Origin of the sequence: Lonsdalea britannica (assembly GCF_002111595.1) — a bacterium.
Classification (GTDB): Bacteria; Pseudomonadota; Gammaproteobacteria; order Enterobacterales; family Enterobacteriaceae; genus Lonsdalea; species Lonsdalea britannica.
This window is the reverse complement of the sequence record NZ_LUTN01000012.1, coordinates 17614-38447: the sequence shown is the minus strand read 5'-3', so window position 1 is coordinate 38447 and position 20834 is coordinate 17614. Positions and strand designations below refer to the sequence as shown.

Sequence of the window (20834 nt, the reverse complement as noted above, 5' to 3'; positions counted from 1 at the left end):
AACTGACGTACACACTGACAATAAGGCATCCTTTTTCTTATGACGTATGCACTGGAACTAGCGAAATTAAGCAAGACCTACCCAGGAGGAGTCAAAGCGCTGCGAGGGATTGATTTACAGGTTGAGGCCGGCGACTTTTATGCGTTGCTGGGACCGAACGGCGCGGGGAAATCTACTACCATCGGCATTATCAGCTCATTGGTGAACAAGACCTCAGGCAAAGTTAACGTCTTTGGTTACGACATCGACCAGGACATCGTCAACGCCAAACGCCAGCTGGGTCTGGTGCCGCAGGAATTCAACTTCAACCCGTTTGAAACGGTCTATCAGATTGTGACGCATCAGGCGGGTTACTACGGCGTCGATCGTAAAACGGCGCAGCAACGCGCCGAAAAATACCTTAACCAGCTCGATCTGTGGGGCAAACGCAATGAGCGGGCGCGCATGTTGTCCGGCGGCATGAAGCGGCGTCTGATGATCGCCCGCGCCCTGATGCATGAACCCAAATTACTGATCCTCGACGAACCGACGGCAGGGGTGGATATCGAACTGCGCCGGTCTATGTGGGGGTTCCTGAAGGAGCTGAACGGTCAGGGCACCACCATTATTCTGACCACGCACTACCTCGAAGAAGCCGAAATGCTGTGCCGCAATATCGGCATTATCCAGAACGGCCTGCTGGTGGAAAACACCTCAATGAAGCAACTGCTCTCCAAACTGCAATCGGAAACCTTCATTCTCGATCTGGCGTCCAAGAGCGCCTTGCCTCGTCTGGACGGCTATCAGCATCGGCTGGTGGATACGACGACGCTGGAGGTCGACGTGAAACGGGATCAGGGGCTGAACGGCGTATTCAGTCAACTGAGCGCGCAGGGCATTCAAATACTGAGCATGCGCAACAAGGCTAACCGGTTGGAAGAGCTATTCGTCAGTCTGGTTAACCATCATGGAGAACATGCCAACGAGGAGAAAGCATGAGCAGGTTGTATTGGGTCGCATTGCAGAGTATCTGGACGAAAGAAGTGAATCGTTTTGCCCGTATTTGGGTGCAAACGCTCGTGCCGCCGGTCATTACCATGACGCTCTATTTCATTATTTTCGGCAACCTCATCGGCGCGCGCATCGGCGAAATGCATGGCTTCACCTACATGCAGTTCATCGTTCCCGGTCTTATCATGATGTCAGTGATTACTAACGCCTACGCCAACGTCGCGTCGTCGTTCTTTAGCGCGAAATTCCAGCGCAACATCGAAGAACTGCTGGTAGCGCCGGTGCCGACGCACATCATCATCGCCGGATATATCGGCGGCGGAATGGCGCGCGGGATCTGCGTGGGCATTCTGGTGACCGCCGTGTCGCTGTTCTTCGTTCCGTTACAGGTGCATGCCTGGTGGATGATTGTGGTGACGCTGTTGCTAACCGCGATACTGTTTTCGCTGGCCGGTCTGTTGAACGCGGTGTACGCCAAAACCTTTGACGACATCAGCCTGATCCCGACCTTTGTGCTGACGCCGCTGACTTACCTCGGCGGGGTCTTTTATTCGCTCACGCTGCTACCGCCGTTTTGGCAGTCCGTCTCCCAGCTGAACCCGATCGTGTACATGATCAGCGGTTTCCGCTACGGCTTCCTCGGGATCAACGACGTTTCACTGACGTTGACGCTCGGCGTGCTGGTGATCTTTATCGTCGCGTTTTATGCGGTGGCGTGGTGGCTCATCGAGCAGGGTCGCGGCCTGCGCGGCTAATGTGTCCGCCCCCTTCGGGGGGCGTTTTTGATTATCGGCATCAACAAGTCAATTCCCTATGCACTTTCAATCCAGGACGGCCGCGTTAGGTATCGGTCTGGCGCTTCTGGCGTTGCTGACCGGCGCAGAGGCATTATCGCGCTACGCTGAACCGTCTTCCGAATATCGAACGCTCATCCACGACAGCAATGTCTACGCCTCGATTGGCGACAGCATGACTATCGTCGCGGAAATCAAACGCGGCGAAGTGGTCCGGGTACGTCCCGGCACCGAAGAGCGCGATGCGATCGCTTTCGGCTTCGGCTCTGGCTTCATCGATAAACATGCGCTCGGCGACTCAGCCGACGCCCCCTCGGCACCCGAGGGGCCGCTGACGCCTTGCCCCCGACGTAATCTCATCACGCCGAGGGCGGTGACGCTCTACACGGCGCCGGATGACGACAGCCCGACGATGGGCGTGATGGCGGGCAACCTGCGCTATCCTATCGCCGGACAACGACATGACCGCTTCAATCATCTCTGGTATGAAATCAGCCTGGGCGATCGGCCTGCGTTTGTCAGAGCGCGGGACAGTGAACAGGACAACGGTATTCCGGTGCTGACCTATCACTATCTCCTGACCGACGCCGAGAACACGCGGTTTTTGCATACCTCGACGACGACGTCCGACGACGCATTCAACCGCCAGATGGCCTACCTGAAAGAAGCTGGTTACACGACGCTTTCGCTGTATCAGCTGGAGGATTACCTGCATAACCGCATCAATCTGCCGGGCAGGGCGGTGGTGCTAACGTTTGACGATGGCCTCAAGTCCGTGTGTCGCTACGCCTATCCGCTGCTTAAGCAGTATGGATTTCACGCCACCGCCTTCATCATCACTTCGCGCATCAAGCGCCATCCGCAGCCGTGGGACCCGAACTCGCTGCAGTTTATGAGCAGCAGTGAACTCCGGCAGATTGCCGATGTGTTCGACTTCCAGTCACATACCCATTTTCTGCATCGACTGGGTCCCGCGCGTCGCCCGGTTTTATTGAGTCGCACGCTGCGTAATATCGAGCTGGATTTCGAGCATACGCGGCGTGCGTTGTCACCGTTTAACGCTCAGGTGTGGTATTTGTCCTATCCGTTCGGCGGCTACTCCCCGACAGCGGTTCAGGCGGCGAAGGACGCGGGCTTTCATATGGCGTTGACGACGAAACAGGGAAAGGTACTGCCGGGGGACAATCCGTTCGCGCTGAAAAGACTGTTCATATTGCGCACGGACTCGATTGAGACGATGGCGGCGCGGCTGGCCAACTAGTGGACGGTTTGGGCGGTAAAACAGCGCCGCAGACACGGCGCCATGGGGGATCAGGCTAACTGCACCGGAATGGCTTTCGCCGTACGCTGAAGTTCGTTTTTGTCGTTGAAATAGGCGACTTTCGGGTGATGCGTGCGGGCCTGTTCGTCCGACATCTGCACGTAAGAGCAGATGATCATGCGGTCGCCGACGCAGGCGCAGCGCGCGGCCGCGCCGTTGACGGAAATGATGCGCGATCCGCGCTCGGCGGCGATGGCGTAGGTGGAAAAACGCTGACCGTTGTCCACGTTGTAAAGATCGATGGCTTCATATTCCAAAATGCCCGCGGCTTCCATGAAGTCGAGGTCGATGGCGCAAGAGCCTTCGTAGTGTAAGTCGGCCTGAGTCACTTTGACCCGGTGCAGTTTGCCTTGCAGCATAGTTCTTATCATTAGCGAATACCGGGTGTCGATTATGCGGTGAGATCAACCTGCAGGTTATCGATAAGCCGCGCTTTTCCGAGCCAGGCGGCCATCAGAATTACGCCGCGGGCGCTGTCAGTCGTCAGCGGATGCAGCGAGTCCGCGTCGCGGATAAACAGTTCATCCGGCGTAAAGCCCGCGTTGCGCAGCGCTTCCTCCGCCCGGCCCAGAATTTCGTCAATTTGCCGGTTGCCGGTCGCCAGTTCTTCCGCGATGGCGTGCATAATGCGCGGCAGCTGAGGCGCGATCTTGCGCTCTTCGGGCGTGAGGTAACCGTTGCGGGAGCTGAGCGCCAGCCCGTCCTGAGCGCGGACAATCGGTACGCCCACGATACTGATGTCGTAGCCCATATCCGCCACCATCTGACGAATGAGCGCCAACTGCTGATAATCTTTTTCGCCGAAGCAGGCGACATCCGGCTGTACCAGATTGAACAGTTTGCTGACCACCGTGGCGACGCCGCGGAAATGGCCGGGACGGCTGGCGCCCTCCAGCATCTGCGACAGACCGGGGACTTCGACAAACGTTTGCTGCTCAATCCCGGCGGGATAGATGTCCTGCGCTGCCGGAGCGAACACCAGATCGGCCCCGCGTTGGGTCAGGCGCTCGCAGTCTTCTTGCAGCGTACGCGGGTAGCGATCCAGATCGTCCGCGCGTTCGAACTGCATTGGGTTGACGAAAATGCTGACGATAACGATATCGGCGCTCGCCTTGGCGGCGTCAACCAGCGCCATATGGCCGTCATGCAGATTCCCCATGGTGGGAACCAGCGCCACTCTTTTCCCTTCCTGCTGCCAGCGTCGGACTTCGCGCCGTAGCAAAAGGGGCGTTTCGATAATTAACACTCCGCTTCTCCTGCGTTAGTGAAAGGCGTGCTGGTCGTCAGGGTACAATCCCTGCTCTACTTCCTGCACGTAAAGGCGAATGGCCGAGGGGATATCGTCCGCCAGGGCCAAAAAGTTTTTGGCAAAGCTCGGCGTCTGCTCGCCGCTGATACCTAATGCGTCGTGCATCACCAGAATTTGTCCGTCCGTCACGTTGCCCGCGCCGATGCCGATCACCGGGATTGTCAGCGCTTCGGTGATGCGTTGGGCCAGCTCGACCGGTACGCACTCCAGCACCATCATTTGAGCACCGGCTCGCTCCAGCGCCATCGCGTCTTCCAGCAGACGTTCTGCGGCGCTTTCTTCGCGTCCCTGCACCTTATAGCCGCCGAAGATATTGACCGACTGCGGCGTCAGCCCCAGATGACCGCACACGGGGACGGCGCGGTCCGTCAGCATCTGCACGGTAGGCACCAGCCAACTGCCTCCCTCGATTTTCACCATGTTAGCGCCTGCGCGCATCAATTCGGCGGCTTGCTGACAGGCCTGCTCCGGCGTGGCGCAGCCCATAAACGGAATGTCGGAGAGCAGCAGACACAGCGGCGCGCCGCGTCGGACACAACGGGTATGATAGACCATATCTTCAAGCGTCACGGGGATCGTGGAGTCGTTTCCCTGCACGGTCATGCCCAGAGAGTCGCCCACCAGCATGACTTTGATGCCTTGTTCGTAGAACTGGCGGGCAAAGCTGGCGTCGTAGGCCGTGATGGTGGCGAACTTTTTGCGGGCCTGTTTCCACTTTCGCAAATGGGTTAACGTCGTTGGTTTCATGGCGGCCTTCCTGAATAAAATGAGGATGAGAAAAGGGGGCAGCGATACTCCACTGAAAACGGCGAGGCAGCGGATGCTTTATTGATGGCAACGATTACTGCGCCGCGTGATCCCACAGGGTGAGTCCGTTGGACGGCACGCACGCCAGGCGATCGACCAGCGATTCTCCGTCGGGGAAAATCAGCGACGGGGCAATGTCGGCCAGTGGATACAGCATGAATTCGCGGTTTTTCATATCGTAGTGGGGAACGGTGAGGCGGTCGGTATTGATCGCTTCATTACCGAACAGCAGGATGTCCAGATCGAGCGTGCGTGGACCCCAGCGATGGGCCTTACGGACGCGTCCTTGTTCCTGCTCGATGCGTTGCGTCTGATCCAGCAGCGCTTCCGCTTCAAGCTCGGTGTGAAGCTCCGCCACTGCATTGAGGTAATCCGGTTGGTCTTGCGGGCCCAGCGGGCGACTGCGGTAGAAAGGCGAGCAGCACACCAGCCGGGTAAGCGGTAACGCGTCCAGCGCCGCCAGCGCGGCATGTACCTGTTGTAACGGCTGCGACAAGTTGCTGCCGAGCGCCAGATACACGCGCGTCATTATTGCTGACCTCGGCGCGGCGCGGCGGGGCGCTTACGCGGACGGCGAGAGCGGCGGTGCGGCGTCGGGCCGTCATCCAGCGAGCTCAGTAATACCTGCTGCCGCGGCGGCGCGGCGACCTGGAATTCGCCCCACCACTGCGCCAGGCGCTGCAGTTCCGGCTGATGTTCGATCTCGGCGCGCAGGCACAACAAATCGTAAGCCGCACGGAACTTAGGATGTTCCATCAGTTTGAAGGCGCGTTTGCCCTGACGACGAGACAGGCGCAGCTGCAACTGCCAGATATCGCGGATCAGCGAAGTAATGCGTTTAGGAATGGACAGCGATCGGCACTGTTCGTCGAGCACGTCGTTCATCGCCAGCGCAAAGGCTTCGAAATAGGCCAGACCGCTTTCCTGCGCCAGCTTCTGGGCATGCTCGATCAGCGGATACCACAGCATCGCGGCGAACAGGAAGGCCGGGTTAACGCGCATGTTGTTCTGAATACGCTGGTCGGTGTTTTTCAGCACCTGCACGATCATCCGCTCCATCGCGGTGTCGCCCGTGTCGGTGAAGTTACGGCTAATCAGCGGGAACAGCGGCTGGAACAGCTGGTATTCGCACAGCAGTTCATAGGTGGGATGGCCATAGCCTGCCTGCAGCAGCTTCAGCGACTCTTCGAACAGGCGCGCTGGCGGGATATCGTGCAGCAGCGAGGCCAGACGCGGGATTGGCTCGGCGGATTCGGGCTGATGGTCATGTCCAGCTTGGCGGCGAAACGTACCGCGCGCAGCATCCGCACCGGGTCTTCGCGGTAGCGTTTTTCTGGCTCGCCGATCAGGCGAATGATTCGCTGATTCAGGTCGCTAAGCCCGTTGGTATAGTCGCGAACAGTGAAGTCGGCGCTGCTGTAATAGAGGCTGTTGATGGAAAAGTCGCGGCGTTGGGCGTCTTCTTCCACCGAGCCGAAAATATTGTCGCGTAGCAGCATGCCGTTCTGCCCCTGTTGGGACGTGTTTTTCAGCAGCTGTTCCTGATGCTGTTCGTGGTGGCCGCGGAATGTGGCGACCTCAATCACTTCAGGACCGAACATGACGTGCGCCAGACGGAACCGGCGTCCTACCAGACGGCAGTTGCGGAAGAGCTTGCGTACCTGTTCCGGCGTGGCGTTGGTGGTGATATCAAAATCTTTGGGCTTTTTGCCTAGCAGCAAATCACGTACGCCGCCGCCGACCAGATAAGCCTCATAGCCTGACTTGTTCAGGCGGTAAAGTACTTTCAGGGCATTATCGCTAATGTCACTGCGTGAAATAGTATGTTGGTCACGCGGAATGACCGTCATGGACTCGCGCGGTGCTGAGGAAGCGCCGGACTCGTTCTCACGGTTCAGTACCTTACGACAGAAATTAGCTACTCGGGTAAAGATAATACACCTCGATAATGATGAAAAATGAACGGCCCAACCAAAAAATAGCGGCTAATCATAGCTCACCCTCAGCACTTTGAGAATGCCGTTGTGATTTCGGGCAGCGGAATGGCCGCTTCCGTCGATATTGTCGCCAGCGACCAGTGGGTCTCAGCCCAGTTGAGAAGTTCCGACAGAGTAAGGTCCCGCCAGCTTTCCGGCAAGCTGGCGCAGAAACGCGAGCGCCTGCGCCAACGTCGGCCGCGGATCGCTTTGCGGCAGCGGCGGGGCATGATTTTGTTTGGACAACTTTTTGCCTGCCGCATCCAGCGCCAGCGGCAGATGAATATAGTCCGGCGCGTCCCACTGGAGCTGTCGAAACAGCGACAGCTGGCGCACGGTCGGCTCAATCAGGTCCGCGCCGCGTACAATTTCCGTCACGCCCTGATCGCGATCGTCTACGACGACCGCCAAATTATAGGCGAACAGGCCATCGCGGCGGTGAATGATGAAGTCTTCTCGCGCCAGCGCCGGGTCGGCGTCCAGCCAGCCGCGTAGCCGGTCTTGGAAGCGCATTACCGGACAGCTTTGCGTCAGCCGTAGCGCGGCGTTATCCGCTCCGCGCTCCAGCATACGACAGTGGCCGTCGTAACGGCCGCCGAGACGCTGGATGCGACGGCGCGTGCAGGTGCAATAGTAGCAGCGTCCCTGTTGTTTGAGGTCGTCGAGGATCTGGCGGTAGCGGTCGTGGCGCTGCGACTGGTAAACGATGTCGCCGTCCCAATGAAGGCCATAGTGCTCTAGCTGGCGCAAAATACGCGAGGCCGCGCCGGGGACTTCTCGTGGGGGATCGATATCTTCGATGCGAACCAGCCAACGTCCCCCGCAGGCACGCGCCTGCAGGTAGCTGCCGAGAGCGGCTATCAGGGAACCAAAATGCAGATCGCCGGACGGAGAAGGGGCAAAACGCCCGACGTAATGATTATCTTGATGTAATGCGGACATACTACTGCGAGAGCGTCATGTCGATGGACGTCATATAAAGAAACGGGAAGGCCGAAGCCTTCCCGTTCAGGAATAGATTATCCTGCCATTTGTTTTTCGCGTATTTCCGCCAGCGTTTTGCAGTCGATGCAAAGGTCAGCGGTCGGACGGGCTTCCAGACGACGGATACCAATCTCGACACCGCAAGAGTCGCAGAAGCCGAAGTCTTCGTCTTCGATTTTTTGCAGCGTCTTGGAGATCTTCTTGATCAGCTTACGTTCGCGGTCGCGGTTACGCAGTTCCAGGCTGAATTCTTCTTCCTGGGCCGCGCGGTCAACGGGGTCTGGGAAGTTAGCAGCTTCATCCTGCATGTGTGATACGGTGCGATCAACTTCGCCCCGTAGCTGGTTGCGCCATGCATCAAGGATGCGCTTGAAATGCGCCAGCTGAGCGTCGTTCATGTATTCTTCGCCCGGCTTTTCCTGGTATGGCTCCACTCCGGCAATCGCGAGGATGCTCAGAGAGGATGTCTTACGGTTTTGCCCTTCTTGCATGTTGCTTCTCCTACATAACACGACACGCAGTATCGATCCCCGAGGGGAAAAAACAGGCCGCTATAAATAACAGATGGACGTTAGGTTGGCAATCATTCCTGACACCGGCCTGATAAAGTGTGAGGAAGCGTTGAATTCATCCGTAAACATAACGTATCACGCTATTCGCGCATTGCCGCCATGTTATCGAATGGTAACGGGCCATTGACTGTCATCCCTTCCGCAGCAAGATGGGTCCCGTAACAGAGAATTTCAACCCCCAGATGCTGTGCCTGCCATAATAATTCGGCATAACGTTTATCTATGTGGCCGGCAGGAGAGACCCGGTTGATGCCGGAATGCATCACGGCGAAAAAGAGTACAGCGCGCGCTCCGCTGGCCGCCATGTACTGTAGTTCACGTAAATGCTTTTGTCCTCTCAGCGTCACCGCATCAGGAAAATAACCACACGCATGTTGCAACAATGTGACTGATTTGACCTCAATATAGCAGTCGGCTTTGTCCTCTGCCCGCAGAAGAAAATCAATGCGGCTGCCCTCTTCGCCATAGCGCACCTCGCCCTTCAGCGCGTCGTAGCCGTTCAGTTCCGGAATTTTCTGCGCCAATATCGCCTCACGGACGACCTGGTTGGCGCGCAGCGTATTGACGCACAGGAGATCGCCGGTCTGCGTCTCGGTGAGTTCCCAGGTACAGGGATAGCGGCGTTTGGGATTATCGGAAGTGGCGTACCAGACGGTGTCGCCCGGCGTGGCGCAGCCGGTCATCGCGCCCGTGTTTGGGCAGTGGATTGTCATGACATCGCCTTCGGGCGTGATCACATCAGCCAGAAAGCGTTTATAGCGTTTAATCAGCGTTGCGGGCTGCAACGGGGGCGAAAACTGCATCGTGTTTACTCTTTGGCGATAAGCGGCCAGCTTGCCAACGACCGGTAGCGGGTTCGGCCATGTTCAAACTGTGATTCGTACAGGGAGAAGCTATCGACCTCCGTCGACCAGCCGAACGTGGCGGGCGGCAAGGCCACGGGGTGGGTCGCCCCGCGCAGGAGGGTCACATGAGGATGGAACGGCTGCAGACTTTGGTGACAACCATGACGCGCCGCTTGTGCGCGCAGCAGTTCCGCCAGCTGCAACAGACCGCGCGGCGCGCGGCGACATCCCAGCCAGACCACGCCGGGGCGCGGCCAGTGACCCGCGTCATCAAGCGTTAAGGCAAACCCCGGCTGTCGAATGCGTCCCGCCAGGGTTTGTAGCGCACGTTGCTGACCGTCGCCGACCTCGCCCAAAAACGCCAGAGTGAGATGCAGATTGGCCGCCGCAATCGGACGTCCCGCCTGCATCGGAAAATGCGCCGCGCGCCAGCGGATAATCTGGCGGCGGGTGTTTTCCGGCAGCGGCAGGGCAAAAAACAGGCGGCGGGTGGCAGTCATGACGCTCTCTCTGTAATAGGGGGCTCCGATGCTACAATGTGCGCCGCTTAAAGTTAATCATTACGGAGAATTCTGTGAGTTTACCGCCCGTCAGCGAGGTGCTGGATGATGTCATTCACGCGTTGCGTCATTCGCCACAGGTGCTGCTGCATGCGCCGACCGGCGCCGGAAAATCCACCTGGCTGCCGCTGCAACTATTACAGAACGCTGAACTGCCCGGCCGTATCATTCTGCTGGAGCCGCGACGTCTGGCGGCGAAAAGCGTGGCGTTCCGACTGGCGGAACTGCTGGGAGAAACGCCTGGTCAGACGGTCGGCTATCGGATGCGCGCTGAAACTTGCTGTAGCTCGCAGACGCGGCTGGAAGTCGTGACCGAAGGCATACTGACGCGGATGCTACAACAGGACGCCGAGCTGGCAGGCGTCTCTCTGGTGATCCTGGATGAATTTCACGAGCGCAGTCTGCAAGCCGATCTCGCGCTGGCGCTGCTGCTTGATGTGCAGGCGGGGCTGCGCGACGACCTCAAACTGCTGATCATGTCGGCCACGCTCGATAACGATCGCCTCTCTTCCTTATTACCTGATGCGCGCAAGGTGAGCTCTGAGGGCCGGGCTTATCCGGTGACGCGACACTTTCAGGCACCGGGCGCGCACGAGCGCTTGGAAGTCTCGCTGGCCCGACTGATTGCGCAGGTGTTGCAGCAGGAAAGCGGCTCGATGCTGGTTTTCCTGCCGGGCGTGGCGGAAATAAAACGCTTGCAGCTCCTGCTCAGTGAACGTATCGCGGCGGATACCGATCTGTGTCCGCTGTACGGCGCGTTGGCGCTGGCAGAGCAGCAGCAGGCCATTCGTCCGGCGGTCGCGGGGCGGCGCAAAGTGGTGCTGGCGACCAATATTGCCGAAACCAGCCTGACGATTGAAGGCATTCGCGTTGTGGTCGATTGCGGTCTGGAGCGCGTAGCGTTGTTCGACGTCAAAAGCGGACTGACGCGGCTGACGACCCAGCGCATCAGTCAGGCGTCAATGACGCAGCGCGCTGGCCGAGCGGGACGTCTGGAGCCGGGCGTCTGCTGGCACCTGTGTACGAAAGAGCAGGCGGAGCGTGCGGCGGCGCAGAGCGAAGCGGAGATTCTGCACAGCGATCTGTCCGGCCTGTGGCTGGATTTATTGCAATGGGGATGTCGCGACGTCGGTCAGCTCACCTGGCTGGATATTCCGCCCGCGCCAGCCCTGTCGGCGGCTCAGCGCCTCTTGTTGCAACTGGACATCGTCGACGATCGTCAGCAGTTGACGACCCTCGGCAGGCAGATTGCGGGCATCGGCAGCGATCCCCGTCTGGCGGCGATGCTGCATGCCGCCGCACGGCAAGGGGGCGACGCGCTGAGTACGGCGGCGTTGCTGGCGGCCATCATTGAAGAGCCGCCCCGCAGCGGTTCGCCGAACTTGTTCGAGAGTCTGCGCCGTCCGGCCAGTCACTGGCAGCGTCGGGCAACGCAGTTGGCGCGACGGCTGGGGGGCGTCAAAGGTCGTTTCGACGATGGGCTGGCGGCAGGACTGTTGGCGCAGGGCTTCGCCGATCGCATCGCCCGGCGGCGTGGTCAGGACGGTCGTTATCAGTTGGCGAACGGCGTCGGCGCTCAGTTGGCGGTGGACGATCCGCTGACGTCTTCCGAGTGGCTGATTGTGCCCGCGTTGATGCAAAGTCCTCAGTATGCCGATGCGCGAATTCAGCTGGCGCTGCCGGTGGATATCGACCGGCTGTTGCAACATTCTCCGGGGTTGTTAAGTGAGCGGAATAGCGTGCACTGGGATGAAGAAAAAGGTACGCTGCGCGCCAGCCGGCGTAGCCAAATCGGCTGTCTGACGTTACGCACCCAGCCCTTGGCGAAACCCTCTGACGACGACCTGCAGCAGGCGATGCTGAACTGGCTGCGCGAGCAGGGCTTATCCGTACTGAATTGGGATGCGGCGGCTTTGCAGCTGCGCGCCCGTATTCAGTGCGCGCGCCAATGGTTGCCGGACGTCGAGTGGCCTGCGGTGGATGACGACGCGCTGCTGACGACGTTGGAACAGTGGCTCTTGCCTTCACTCACGGGCGTGCGCGATCGGCGAGGGCTGAATCAGCTCAACCTGGCGGAAGCCTTCAGCGCTGTCTGGACTGGCGGCAGAAACAGCGCCTCGACAGCGCGCTGCCGAGCCATTACACGGTGCCCGGCGGCAGCCGTCTGCCTATCCGCTATGCTGAGGATAGCGCGCCGGCGCTGGCGGTGCGGTTGCAGGAAATGTTCGGCGAACGGGAAAGCCCGCGCGTGGCGGAGGGCCGGGTGGCGTTGGTGCTGGAGCTGCTGTCTCCGGCGCAACGTCCGCTGCAAATCACTCGCGACCTGGCCGCATTTTGGCAGGGCGCCTACCGTGATGTGCAGAAAGAGATGAAAGGGCGTTATCCCAAGCACGTCTGGCCTGACGACCCGGCGACGGCCGTGCCGACCCGGCGCACCAGAAAGTATCAGAACCAGTAATTTCGGACGTTTCCCCCTTTCTTGCGAAAGGCGGGAGACACAGAGTAGACGGCCAGGTACTGCACAGGTGCCGTTAGCAACCTGATGGAGATGTCACAGTAATGTCTCGGGACGATCGCGAACCTATCGGACGCAAGGGAAAAGCGCCGCGAAAACCTACACGTAAACAGGCACTACGGCGTCGCAGGGATGATGATGACTATGATGATGATTACGAAGAGTATGACGATGATTATGATGACGAGGACGACGAAGAAATGAGCCGCAAGCCTGGTAAAAAGCGCCGTTGGTTAGGACTGGTGCTGAAACTGCTGCTGGTGTTCGTGGTCGTCATGGCGGTCTACGGCATCTATCTGGACAGCGAAATCCGCAGCCGCATCGACGGCAAGGTCTGGCAGTTGCCGGCGACGGTTTATGGCCGGATGGTGAACCTCGAACCCGGCATGTCCTACAGCAAGCAGGAAATGGTGCATTTGCTGGAAGGGATGCAATATCGCGAAGTCACCCGCATGACCCGCCCCGGCGAGTTCACGGTTCAGGCCAATAGCATTGAAATGCTGCGCCGCCCGTTCGACTTCCCCGATGGTAAAGAGGGACAGATCCGCGCCCGTTTGGTGTTCAACAACGATCGCCTGTCGCAGATCCAGAATCTGGACAACCAGCGGAGCTTCGGTTTCTTCCGGCTCGATCCCAAACTGATCACCATGCTGCAGTCGCCGAATGGCGAACAGCGTTTGTTCGTGCCGCGCGCGGGATTCCCCGATCTGCTGGTGGACACGCTGATTGCGACCGAAGATCGCCACTTCTACGAGCATGACGGCATCAGCCTGTTCTCTATTGGCCGCGCCGTGCTGGCCAACCTGACCGCCGGACGTGCCGTGCAGGGCGGTAGCACGCTGACCCAGCAGTTGGTGAAAAACATGTTTCTCACCAATGAGCGCTCGCTGTGGCGTAAGCTCAATGAAGCCTATATGGCGCTGATTGTGGACGCCCGCTACAGCAAAGATCGCATTCTGGAACTGTATCTGAACGAGGTCTATCTCGGTCAGAGCGGCAGCGATCAGATCCGCGGTTTCCCGCTGGCCAGCCTCTACTACTTCGGCCGTCCGGTGAACGAACTGAGCCTCGATCAGCAAGCGATGCTGGTCGGTATGGTCAAAGGGGCCTCGCTATACAATCCGTGGCGTAACCCGAAACTGACGCTGGAGCGACGCAATCTGGTGCTGCGTCTGCTGCAAAACCAGCAGGTGATCGACGAAGATCTCTATAACATGCTGAGCGCGCGCCCGTTGGGCGTCCAGCCGAAAGGCGGCGTGATCAGCCCGCAGCCCGCGTTTATGCAGATGGTGCGTCAGGAGCTGCAACAGCGGCTGGGCGACAAGGTCAATGACCTGTCCGGCGTGAAGATCTTTACCACGCTTGACCCGGTATCGCAGGATGCCGCCGAGCGCGCCGTAGAAACGGGCGTGCCCGCGCTGCGCGCTGCGCGTAATCTTAAAGATCTGGAAGCGGCGATGGTGATCGTCGACCGTTTCAGCGGAGAAGTCCGTGCGATGGTGGGCGGCGCCGATACGCAATACGCCGGTTTTAACCGTGCGATGCAGGCGCGTCGTTCGGTCGGCTCGCTGGCGAAACCCGCGACTTATCTGACGGCGCTCAGCGATCCCGATCACTATCGCCTCAATACCGTGCTGGCGGATGCGCCGCTGTCGCTGAAACAGCCGAACGGCGCGATTTGGGAGCCGAAGAACTACGACCGCCAGTTCCGTGGTCAGGTGCTGTTGGTGGATGCGCTTGCCAACTCGTTGAACATCCCGACGGTGAATCTGGGGATGGCGGTAGGACTCGATCAGGTCAGCGCCACGCTGCAACGTTTGGGGATCCCTAAAGAGGTGATCCAGCCTGTACCGTCGATGTTGCTGGGGGCGATCAGCCTCACGCCGATGGAAGTGGCGCAGGAGTACCAGACCATCGCCAGCGGCGGCAACCGCGCCCCGCTGTCGGCGGTCCGTTCCGTGATCGCGGAAGACAATACGGTGCTGTATCAAAGCTTCCCGCAGGCGGAACGCGCCGTACCGGCTCAGGCGGCCTATCTGACGCTGTACGGTATGCAACAGGTGGTTGAACGCGGGACATCCCGCTCGCTGACGGTGAAATTCGGGCGCTATCATCTGGCGGCCAAAACCGGGACGACCAACGATCTGCGCGACAGCTGGTTCGCTGGCGTGGACGGTAAAGAAGTGGCGATTGCCTGGGTGGGTCGCGACAACAACGGTCCGGCCAAGCTGACCGGCGCTAACGGCGCATTGACGCTCTACCGCCGCTATCTGGAAAACCAGACGCCGCTGACATTGACGCTGACGCCGCCGGAAGGCATCAACACCATGACGGTCGACGGCAATGGCAACGTGATCTGCAATGGCAGCGCGGGACGCGCGCTGCCGGTCTGGAGCGATAATCCGCAGTCGCTGTGCCAAACAGCCCCTCAGACGGTTCAATCGCAGGAAGGACAGCCAGGCGGACAGCCGGATGAGCAGAAAGACGGGCAGGGCGTCGCCGGTTGGATCAAAGAGATGTTCGGACAGTAATTTCGCCTAAGGCGTGACTGCCGCTATTATCTTCAAAGCCCGCAACTTTCGTTGCGGGCTTTTTTGTTGTCAGTTCGATATCACTTCCTCAAGAGCAGAGGAGGGTTGCTCCGTTCTAACCGCCAGAGAAAACGTGTGGGCGTTTGTGGATCAGGACATTTGAAAACGCATCCCCTGTCATTGACGGCAGGCGCTCAGAGTGGATGTCGCTCGGCCCGAAACGGGTTGATGACTGGGCATGACGAGATAGATACCGGTGGTATCAATACGCTACCGACAGACTTCGACGTGAATGAGGTCCCGCACGAGCATCCGGCTCGGCGCCGACCGCGTTGGTTTCATACCAACCAAAGGCGCTTGCAGTGCTCGTCCCTTTTGCAAAAATGCGATGCTTATAATAATTATTCTCGTTTGCATTAATTAATAATCCCCTAGAGATGCGACCTATGCTGACGCCCGCTTATCCGTCCCACCTTTCCGCACCATCATTCGCGATGGCGAATATCGTCTGTGCTATCGCTCAGAGCCCGTCTTATGCAGCGTAACGTCCCGCGGGATAACGACATGACGTTCTCGCTTGAGGCGGTCAGCTTCAGCGTCGGCAACCGAACTCTGCTGCACCCGCTGTCGGTCGCGTTTCCCGCGGGAAAAGTCTACGGGCTGATCGGCCATAATGGATCGGGTAAGTCGACGCTGCTCAAAATATTGGGTCGCCATCAGCCTGCCAGCAGTGGTCTGCTCTCGCTGGCGGGACAGCCTTTACCGCGGTGGAGCAACGCGTTGTTCGCCCGTCAGGTGGCTTATCTACCCCAGCAACTGCCCGCCGCCGAAGGGATGACGGTGCGCGAGCTAGTGGCGGTAGGGCGCTATCCGTGGCACGGGGCGCTGGGCCGTTTCGGACAGGTCGACCGGGAGCAGGTGGAACAGGCCATTGCGCTGGTCGGGTTGGCGCCGTTCGCGCAGCGGCTGGTGGACAGCCTCTCTGGCGGAGAGCGTCAGCGGGCCTGGCTGGCGATGACGCTGGCGCAGGCAGTCGCTGCCTGTTACTGGATGAACCCACCTCCGCGCTGGATATCGCCCATCAGGTCGACGTACTGGCGCTCATCCGACAGCTCAGCCGTGAACGTGGGCTAACCGTGATTGCGGTTCTGCACGATGTGAATATGGCTGCCCGCTACTGTGACTGCCTGCTGGCGCTGCGTCAGGGAAAATTGATTGCGCAGGGCACGCCCGCAGAGCTGATGCAGGCGTCGGTATTGCAGGACATCTATGGGATCCCGATGGGGATCCTGCCGCATCCGGCGGATGGTTCGCCGATAAGTTTTGTGTGCTGACGATGACATTTTCCTCCGGGCTATCTTCTTGTGGTTGCTTTACTACCGGTCTTTCTCGCCGCCGTTTTCTGACCGCGCTGCTGTTGTCGCCGTGTGCGTATGCGCTGCGAGGCCAGGCCGCGAGCGCGGATGTTCATCGTATCGTGGCGCTGGAGTGGCAGCCGTTGGAGCTGCTGATGGCGTTGGGCGTCACTCCGCTGGGCGTGGCTGATAAACATAACTATCAGCGGTGGGTGAAGTCGCCGATGTTGCCGGACAGCGTGGTGGACGTCGGGCTGCGCACCGAACCGAATTTGGAACTGTTGACTCAGTTGCGGCCCTCCCTGCTGCTGTACGCCGACGGCTTTGGTCCTTCGCCCGCGCAGATGCAACGCATCGCGCCGGGCATGGGGTTTTCGTTCATTAACGGTGACGATGGCCCGCTGGAGAGCGCCCGGCGCTCGCTGCGGGCGCTGGGCGACCGCCTGAATTTGCGCCCGGCGGCGGAGCAGCATCTGGCGTCGTTCAGTCATTTTCTTCAGCAGGCGCGGGTCAATTTACACGCCTACACGCATCGGCCACTGCTGTTGTTCACCGTGATGGATGCCCGCCATGTCCTGATCCTTGGGCGCAACAGTTTGTTTCAGTCGGTAATGGATGAACTCGGGATCGAAAACGCCTGGCAAGGGGAAACCAATGCCTGGGGCAGTCTGATCGTGGGCATGGAAACGCTGGCGACGCTGAGCGCAGATATCGACGCGCTATGTTTTGATCACGGCAACGGCGCGTTGATGGACGAGGTGGCGGCCAATCCGCTGTGGCAAGCGTTGCCGTTCGTTCGTCACCGGCGCTGGCAGCGGGTGGAACCGGTCTGGTTTTACGGCGGCACGCTTTCCGCCATGCGTTTTTGCGAGACGCTGGCTAACGCGCGGGAGGCGTTCCGATGATATCGACATCCTCCCGTCGTTTTACCCTCTTTGTCATCGGCGCACTGTCCTTGCTGGTGCTGGCGATATCGCTGAGTCAACTGAATCAACAGCTGCCAGTCGGTCTGTGGCGACAAGGTATTGTGAACCCCTCGCCGGACGATATTCGGCAGATGCTGTTTCACTACAGTCAGCTGCCGCGTCTGGCGTTGTCCCTGCTGATTGGCGCGGGGTTGGGGCTGGTCGGCGTGCTGTTCCAGCAGGTGCTGCGCAATCCGTTGGCGGAACCTGCCACGCTGGGCGTCGCCAGCGGCGCGCAGCTTGGTATCACCGTCGCCACGCTGTGGGCGCTCCCGGGCGGGGCGATGACCTCGCAACTGGCGGCGATGTTCGGCGCGCTGTTGGTGGGGGGACTGGTGTTCGGCGTCGCCTGGGGACGGCGCTTGTCGCCGGTGACATTGATCCTCGCGGGTCTGGTGCTGAGCCTGTATTGCGGCGCGGTCAATCATTTGCTGGCGTTGCTGAATTTTGACCAGTTGACCAACCTGTTTCTGTGGAGCAGCGGCTCGCTGAATCAGCAGGACTGGCGCAACGTGGCATTTGTGCTGCCGCGTCTGGCGCTGGGGTTTATCGCCGCCGGTCTGCTGGTGCGGCCATTGACGCTGCTGGGGCTGGACGATGGCGTGGCGCGTAATGCAGGTCTTGGGCTGGGACTGGCGCGTCTCGGTACGCTGACGCTAGCGATCTTTCTCAGCGCCCAGTGGGTGAATGCCGCGGGCATCATTGGCTTCGTCGGCCTTTTCGCGCCGCTGCTGGCGAAAATGTTAGGCGCGCGCCGTCTGGGGCAGCGGCTGTGGCTGGCACCGCTTCTGGGGGCGCTGCTGTTGTGCCTTACCGATCGGCTAACGCTCTGGCTGGCGGACGTCTGGCGCGAGGTCCCAACGGGGGCGGCGACCGCGCTGGTCGGCGCGCCGATTTTATTGTTCCTGTTGCCGCGCCTGCGCAACGGGATGACGGCGGCGGTGGATGATGCGCCTGCCGCCATGCGGCAACGGCGTCTTGGCCCACTTTGGCTGTCGGGCGGCGTGGTGGCGTTGGTGTTGGTGGTTATCGTCGCGTTGTGTCTGGGACGTGACGCGCAGGGCTGGCATTGGGCCAGCGGCGATGCTTTCTCTGAACTCTTGCCGTGGCGTTGGCCGCGTCTGGCGGCGGCGCTCTGCGCGGGCATCATGCTGGCGGTCGCGGGATGTTTGATTCAGCGGTTAACCGGCAATCCGATGGCGAGTCCTGAAGTGCTGGGGATCAGTTCGGGGGCGGCATTTGGCGTCGTGATCCTGATGTTGCTGTGGCCGGGTAATGCGCTGGCGTGGCGTTTGCCCGCAGGCAGCCTCGGCGCGGCCATCACGTTGATGGTGATGATGGCGGTCGCAGGGCGAGGCGGCTTTTCCACGCAGAGATTGTTGCCGACCGGGATTGCGGTGGGCTCCGCGCTGACCACCTTGGTGACGTTACTGCTGGCGAGCGGCGATCCGCGTATGGGGGCGGTGCTGACCTGGATCACCGGTTCCACTTATGGGGTGGACGGCAGGCAGGTGATCTATACCGGCGCATTGGCGGTAGCGGCGCTGTTGTTGACGCCGTTTTGCCGCCGCTGGTTACAGATCCTGCCGTTAGGCGGCGTCACCGCCCTCACGCTCGGCGTACCGGTGTCGCTGGCCCGTCTGGCGATTCTGCTGCTGGCGGCGGTACTGACCGCGGGCGCGACCTTGATCGTCGGCCCCATGAGTTTTGTCGGGCTGATGGCACCGCATCTCGCGCGGATGCTGGGATTCAATCGGGTGATGTCGCACCTTGTCTGTGCAGCGGCGATAGGGGGCGGTCTGATGGCGGCGGCCGACTGGGCGGGCCGGATGATGTTGTTTCCGTATCAAATCCCGGCGGGGTTATTGGCGACGTTCATCGGCGCGCCGTACTTTGTCTACCTGCTGAGAAAGCAGGCGCGTTGAGCCTCAGAGCCGGACTGACTCTGAGGCTACAAGACGCACTACAGCTGCGAGAAGCTCTTGCGTGCGGCGGCCACGGTGCGATCGATATCCTGTTCGCTGTGTGCCGTGGACATGAAGCCGGCTTCGAACGCGGACGGCGCCAGATAAACGCCTTCATCCAGCATCAGGTGGAAGAAGCGTTTGAAGCGTTCCACATCGCATTTCAGCACGTCCTGATAGCTCGTCACCGTGTCATCGTCGGTAAAGAACAGGCCGAACATGCCTCCGGCGCGGTTGATGACCAGCGGCACATTTTCTGCCCGAGCCGCGTCCAACAGCCCTTCCGCCAGACGATCCGTCAACGCGGTTAGTCGCGGATGAACGTCCGGTTTGGCGACTTCGGTCAAACAGGCGACGCCCGCCGCCATGGCGATGGGGTTGCCGGACAGCGTCCCCGCCTGATAAACCGGCCCGGTCGGCGCTAGCGCTTCCATCACGTCGCGGCGACCGCCGAATGCGCCGACGGGCATGCCGCCGCCGATGATTTTACCCAGACAGGTCAGGTCCGGCTGGACGCCGTAGAAGGCCTGCGCGCCGCCCAGCGCGACGCGGAAACCGGTCATCACTTCATCGATGATCAGCAGCGCGCCGAATTCGTCGCACAGGTCGCGCAGCCCCGGCAGGAACGTCGGCAGCGGCGGAATGCAGTTCATGTTACCGGCGACCGGTTCAACGATGATGGCGGCGATATCTTCGGGATACTGTTCGAAGGCGGCGCGCACAGAAGCCAGATCGTTATACGTACAGGTCAGGGTATGACGCGCGAAATCGGCGGGGACGCCGGGTGAGTTCGGCTGTCCCAGCGTCAGCGCGCCGGAGCCGGCTTTCACCAGCAGGCAGTCCGCGTGGCCGTGGTAGCAACCCTCGAACTTGATGATTTTATCGCGGCCGGTAAAACCTCGGGCCAGACGAATGGCGCTCATGGTGGCTTCCGTGCCGGAGTTGACCATGCGGACCATGTCCATGCCTTTCATCAGCGAGGTCACGAGATTCGCCATCGTGACTTCCATTTCAGTAGGCGCGCCGAAGCTCAGTCCGCGCTCCGCGGCGGCGATCACCGCATCGCGAATCGCCGGATGGTTGTGCCCCAGCACCATCGGTCCCCAGGAACCGACGTAGTCGATATAGGCTTTGCCGTCCGCATCGTAGATATAGGCGCCCTCGGCGCGTTCGATAAACAGCGGCGTGCCGCCGACGCCGTTAAATGCCCGTACCGGTGAGTTTACGCCGCCCGGTATGACCTGCTGCGCCGCCGCGTACAGACTTTCAGATTTATTCATTACAGATTCCTGACTGGGGATTGATGTCACAGAGTATGCCCTCATTCTAATGAAGAGCGGCCGGTT

General features: G+C 60.0%; 14 protein-coding genes and 4 pseudogenes. 8 read left to right on the top strand and 10 right to left on the bottom strand.

From position 1 onward, the window contains the following. Window positions 1–39: 39 nt before the first annotated feature. From AU509_RS11210 to AU509_RS11200, 3 genes are read left to right on the top strand one after another with little or no spacing between them, the layout of a single operon-like run. Window positions 40–978 carry an ABC transporter ATP-binding protein gene (locus tag AU509_RS11210; protein WP_094118346.1) on the top strand — a complete coding sequence of 313 codons (939 nt, stop codon included), beginning with the start codon at window positions 40–42 and terminating at the stop codon, window positions 976–978. After that, window positions 975–1745, top strand: a complete 771-nt coding sequence (locus AU509_RS11205) for an ABC transporter permease (RefSeq protein WP_094118345.1) — start codon at window positions 975–977, stop codon at window positions 1743–1745. Before AU509_RS11210 ends, AU509_RS11205 begins: the two co-directional genes overlap by 4 nt. Before the next feature lie 58 nt (window positions 1746–1803). Continuing rightward, window positions 1804–3045 carry a polysaccharide deacetylase family protein gene (locus tag AU509_RS11200; RefSeq protein ID WP_094118344.1) on the top strand — a complete coding sequence of 414 codons (1242 nt, stop codon included), beginning with the start codon at window positions 1804–1806 and terminating at the stop codon, window positions 3043–3045. A gap of 50 nt (window positions 3046–3095) precedes the next feature. Here AU509_RS11200 and panD read toward each other — a convergent pair whose 3' ends face one another. The 9 genes and pseudogenes from panD to thpR form a co-directional block, all read right to left on the bottom strand. Beyond that, window positions 3096–3476 (bottom strand): aspartate 1-decarboxylase, encoded by a 381-nt coding sequence (panD, locus tag AU509_RS11195; protein WP_094118343.1) that lies wholly within the window; start codon window positions 3474–3476, stop codon window positions 3096–3098. A gap of 20 nt (window positions 3477–3496) precedes the next feature. Continuing rightward, a complete protein-coding gene (gene panC, locus AU509_RS11190) occupies window positions 3497–4351 on the bottom strand; it encodes a pantoate--beta-alanine ligase (protein ID WP_085651208.1) in 855 nt (284 codons plus the stop codon). 15 nt (window positions 4352–4366) lie between these two features. Next, entirely contained in the window at window positions 4367–5161 is a 795-nt protein-coding gene (gene panB / locus AU509_RS11185) for a 3-methyl-2-oxobutanoate hydroxymethyltransferase (RefSeq protein ID WP_094118342.1), read from the bottom strand. 94 nt (window positions 5162–5255) lie between these two features. After that, on the bottom strand, window positions 5256–5750 hold the full coding sequence (gene folK, locus AU509_RS11180) for a 2-amino-4-hydroxy-6-hydroxymethyldihydropteridine diphosphokinase (RefSeq protein WP_085651210.1): 495 nt from the start codon (window positions 5748–5750) through the stop codon (window positions 5256–5258). Continuing rightward, a pseudogene (pcnB, locus tag AU509_RS11175) lies at window positions 5750–7155 on the bottom strand (polynucleotide adenylyltransferase PcnB). The gene folK and the pseudogene pcnB overlap by 1 nt, the downstream one beginning before the upstream one ends. Window positions 7156–7223: 68 nt before the next feature. After that, a pseudogene (gene gluQRS, locus AU509_RS11170) lies at window positions 7224–8139 on the bottom strand (tRNA glutamyl-Q(34) synthetase GluQRS). Window positions 8140–8216: 77 nt separating this feature from the next. After that, entirely contained in the window at window positions 8217–8672 is a 456-nt protein-coding gene (gene dksA, locus AU509_RS11165) for an RNA polymerase-binding protein DksA (protein ID WP_026741198.1), read from the bottom strand. 161 nt (window positions 8673–8833) lie between these two features. Then, on the bottom strand, window positions 8834–9556 hold the full coding sequence (sfsA, locus tag AU509_RS11160) for a DNA/RNA nuclease SfsA (protein ID WP_085651213.1): 723 nt from the start codon (window positions 9554–9556) through the stop codon (window positions 8834–8836). Window positions 9557–9561: 5 nt separating this feature from the next. Next, entirely contained in the window at window positions 9562–10098 is a 537-nt protein-coding gene (gene thpR, locus AU509_RS11155) for an RNA 2',3'-cyclic phosphodiesterase (RefSeq protein WP_094118341.1), read from the bottom strand. A gap of 74 nt (window positions 10099–10172) precedes the next feature. Between thpR and hrpB the strand changes: the two are divergent. From hrpB to fhuB, 5 genes and pseudogenes are all read left to right on the top strand, one after another. Further along, window positions 10173–12616: pseudogene (hrpB, locus tag AU509_RS11150) on the top strand (ATP-dependent helicase HrpB). A gap of 101 nt (window positions 12617–12717) precedes the next feature. Continuing rightward, entirely contained in the window at window positions 12718–15204 is a 2487-nt protein-coding gene (gene mrcB / locus AU509_RS11145; RefSeq protein ID WP_085651216.1) for a bifunctional glycosyl transferase/transpeptidase, read from the top strand. Between the two features lie 534 nt (window positions 15205–15738). Further along, window positions 15739–16538, top strand: a pseudogene (gene fhuC, locus AU509_RS11140) (Fe3+-hydroxamate ABC transporter ATP-binding protein FhuC). A gap of 2 nt (window positions 16539–16540) precedes the next feature. Next, window positions 16541–17464 carry a Fe(3+)-hydroxamate ABC transporter substrate-binding protein FhuD gene (gene fhuD / locus AU509_RS11135; protein ID WP_094118340.1) on the top strand — a complete coding sequence of 308 codons (924 nt, stop codon included), beginning with the start codon at window positions 16541–16543 and terminating at the stop codon, window positions 17462–17464. After that, complete coding sequence (fhuB, locus tag AU509_RS11130; protein ID WP_094118339.1) at window positions 17461–19449, top strand: Fe(3+)-hydroxamate ABC transporter permease FhuB; 1989 nt, start codon at window positions 17461–17463, stop codon at window positions 19447–19449. Before fhuD ends, fhuB begins: the two co-directional genes overlap by 4 nt. Window positions 19450–19487: 38 nt before the next feature. Here the strand turns inward: fhuB and hemL are convergent, their stop codons facing one another. Continuing rightward, window positions 19488–20768, bottom strand: a complete 1281-nt coding sequence (gene hemL, locus AU509_RS11125) for a glutamate-1-semialdehyde 2,1-aminomutase (protein WP_094118338.1) — start codon at window positions 20766–20768, stop codon at window positions 19488–19490. Window positions 20769–20834 lie beyond the last annotated feature (66 nt).

Excerpts from the sequence above, each read along its gene's own strand:
- AU509_RS11210 (WP_094118346.1), top strand. The coding sequence starts at position 40 with ATGACGTATGCACTGGAACTAGCGAAATTAAGCAAGACCTACCCAGGA.
- AU509_RS11205 (WP_094118345.1), top strand. The coding sequence starts at position 975 with ATGAGCAGGTTGTATTGGGTCGCATTGCAGAGTATCTGGACGAAAGAA.
- AU509_RS11200 (WP_094118344.1), top strand. The coding sequence starts at position 1,804 with ATGCACTTTCAATCCAGGACGGCCGCGTTAGGTATCGGTCTGGCGCTT.
- panD (WP_094118343.1), bottom strand. The coding sequence starts at position 3,476 with ATGATAAGAACTATGCTGCAAGGCAAACTGCACCGGGTCAAAGTGACT.
- panB (WP_094118342.1), bottom strand. The coding sequence starts at position 5,161 with ATGAAACCAACGACGTTAACCCATTTGCGAAAGTGGAAACAGGCCCGC.
- folK (WP_085651210.1), bottom strand. The coding sequence starts at position 5,750 with ATGACGCGCGTGTATCTGGCGCTCGGCAGCAACTTGTCGCAGCCGTTA.
- dksA (WP_026741198.1), bottom strand. The coding sequence starts at position 8,672 with ATGCAAGAAGGGCAAAACCGTAAGACATCCTCTCTGAGCATCCTCGCG.
- sfsA (WP_085651213.1), bottom strand. The coding sequence starts at position 9,556 with ATGCAGTTTTCGCCCCCGTTGCAGCCCGCAACGCTGATTAAACGCTAT.
- thpR (WP_094118341.1), bottom strand. The coding sequence starts at position 10,098 with ATGACTGCCACCCGCCGCCTGTTTTTTGCCCTGCCGCTGCCGGAAAAC.
- mrcB (WP_085651216.1), top strand. The coding sequence starts at position 12,718 with ATGTCTCGGGACGATCGCGAACCTATCGGACGCAAGGGAAAAGCGCCG.
- fhuD (WP_094118340.1), top strand. The coding sequence starts at position 16,541 with ATGACATTTTCCTCCGGGCTATCTTCTTGTGGTTGCTTTACTACCGGT.
- fhuB (WP_094118339.1), top strand. The coding sequence starts at position 17,461 with ATGATATCGACATCCTCCCGTCGTTTTACCCTCTTTGTCATCGGCGCA.
- hemL (WP_094118338.1), bottom strand. The coding sequence starts at position 20,768 with ATGAATAAATCTGAAAGTCTGTACGCGGCGGCGCAGCAGGTCATACCG.